The organism is Exiguobacterium sp. A1_3_1 (assembly GCF_048985645.1).
Classification (GTDB): domain Bacteria; phylum Bacillota; class Bacilli; order Exiguobacteriales; family Exiguobacteriaceae; genus Exiguobacterium_A; species Exiguobacterium_A indicum.
The window spans coordinates 1-2,103 of the sequence record NZ_WBYY01000280.1 but is presented as its reverse complement, the minus strand read 5'-3'; the positions used below and the strand labels follow the sequence as shown (position 1 = coordinate 2,103).

Below are 2,103 nucleotides of genomic sequence, written 5' to 3'. Positions count from 1 at the left end.
AATCACATCTGTAAACACAAAAAAACCGCCAAGCTTTAATGCGCAAGGCGACTAGATTCAAGAAATTGATGACTGGACTTGGCAGTTCCGAAGATATCGCTCCATCGCTTGAACGAAGAAGGTCAATTGATGTGTCGAGATGACCGGCATTTTCCCATATCGCACTTCAAAGTAGAGCGGATCAACAGGAGATGGAAACGCAATCCGGTCGAACCATTCTGTTACTGTCTCGTGGGTCCGGCGTCGTAAGGAAAGCGGCAATTGTGCATTAAAGTGAGCGAGTTGTTTTCGAATCGAGTCAGCAGGCAGGTCTTTTGTCTCATAAATGAAGATTGGAAATCGTGGCGGAAGCACATACCCTGATGGATCGATACGCGGTCGACGCAACCACTGGAGATAATGCCAGAAAAACCAGCTACAAAACAGGAGAACGAGACATAGTACGAGAAGATAAGGAGGTGTCGTCACCGAAGAATCGAACCCTGTCCGGAACCATGGAGCTGGTGGATCGACTTCGCTCATCGTGACCGTGCTTTCACCATAAGACGTTCCTTCTTCGATCGTATCAAAGATCGATTCCTTTGGACCGCAACGGTCGACGCAATATGTATTCGTTGCTGGATCAATTCGTCCAAGAAGTGACGTATAGAGCGACGGAACGAATTGTTGCACGGTAAGTAGTAGTAGACAGACAAGTGGAATAAGAAGCAATAGGCGAGTGCGAAGCGTTTTCACGATAGGGACACCTCCTTTGACGAGTACGTTTAACAGACTTTCGCTACACAGTATAGCAAAAGTGGAGAGGGAATATTTTGATTTTTTCAAAAAATAGTCATTGATTTAGAAGGGAATGAAAGAGATGGATTTACGAACGAGTTACCAAGAAACGACGAAACGTTTAGATGGACATGGTAGTCGGACGGTCGGCGTGTTACAAGAAGCGTTGCAGGGCGTTGCTGCCGATCAAATGAGCGATATCTATGGTAACGGCGAATTAATCAAGACGTTTGAGCGCAAGATGGTAGACTTACTCGGACACGACGATGCGGTCTTTTTCCCGAGTGGCACGATGGCGCAACAGATTGCGCTACGTATCTGGTCGGATGAACAGGACAATCGTAAGGTCGCTTATCACCCGCTCTGTCACCTTGAGATTCATGAACAGGACGGCTTAAAGAAATTGCACGGGATCGAACCAATACTAGTCGGAGAAGCCGATCGGATGATGACGATAGACGACGTCAAAGCTTTGCCGGACGTCAGTTGTCTGTTACTCGAACTGCCGCAACGCGAACTCGGCGGATTGCTTCCGTCGCGTGAAGAACTCGAAGTGATCTGTGCGTATGCCCGTAAACAGAATATCCGTCTTCACTTGGACGGTGCCCGTTTACTTGAGGTCTTACCATATTATGAGGCAGAAGCAAAGGACATCGCGCAACTGTTTGACAGTGTCTATATCTCTTTTTATAAGGGACTCGGCGGCGTCGCAGGAGCAATCTTAGCTGGACCAGAACCGTTTTGCCAAGAGGCACGAATCTGGAAACGTCGCTACGGCGGTGACTTGATCAGTCTATATCCGTATATTCTGTCTGCCGATTTTTATTATGAACAACGAAAAGACCGCATGGCAGAGTACCATGCAGCCGCAAAGGAGCTTGCGAGCAGTTTGAATGCGATCTCAGGCATCTCGACTCGACCCAAAGAGCCGGTCTCGAACATGTTTCATCTCTACTTCAAGGCAGAAAAAGCAGTCGTCGAAGAAAAATTGATTGAAATCCAGTCGAACAGAAAAGTGGGTATCGCTGGTTATCTAGTTGAGAAAGATAGCGGCTGTGCGACGGAAATCAACATCGGCGACAGTTTTCTTACGTTGACGCCTGACGAGCGTGAAACAGTCTATCGTCAATTGACGGAGGCGTTCTCAGAGGATTGAACAACATCAGGAGCGGGAATCATAGGATGGAGGCGACGATAGGTGTCGACTTTTTCTGCGATCATTCGCTCCGTTTCTTGTAATGCTGCCAGTTGTGCTAAGACGTTCGCATGGTGGGCTTCAAGCAATGCGAGCCGTTCCCGCGTCGTATCCCTGTCTCTTATACACAT

At 47.9% G+C, this 2,103-nt stretch carries 2 protein-coding genes and 1 pseudogene; 1 reads left to right on the top strand and 2 read right to left on the bottom strand.

Annotated features, from left to right (window positions below; genetic code table 11):
• Window positions 1-57: 57 nt before the first annotated feature.
• The gene (locus F8N00_RS17715) at window positions 58-735 is read right to left on the bottom strand and encodes a hypothetical protein (protein WP_421018713.1); all 678 of its coding nucleotides are present in this window, start codon (window positions 733-735) and stop codon (window positions 58-60) included.
• A 124-nt stretch (window positions 736-859) separates the two neighbouring features.
• Between F8N00_RS17715 and F8N00_RS17710 the strand changes: the two genes are divergently transcribed.
• On the top strand, window positions 860-1,933 hold the full coding sequence (locus tag F8N00_RS17710) for a threonine aldolase family protein (RefSeq protein WP_421018712.1): 1,074 nt from the start codon (window positions 860-862) through the stop codon (window positions 1,931-1,933).
• On the opposite strand, the pseudogene F8N00_RS17705 reads toward F8N00_RS17710, so the two are convergent.
• A pseudogene (locus F8N00_RS17705) lies at window positions 1,903-2,103 on the bottom strand (hypothetical protein); the annotation flags it as partial. The gene F8N00_RS17710 and the pseudogene F8N00_RS17705 sit on opposite strands and share 31 nt — an antisense overlap.

Excerpts from the sequence above, each read along its gene's own strand:
- F8N00_RS17710 (WP_421018712.1), top strand. The coding sequence starts at position 860 with ATGGATTTACGAACGAGTTACCAAGAAACGACGAAACGTTTAGATGGA.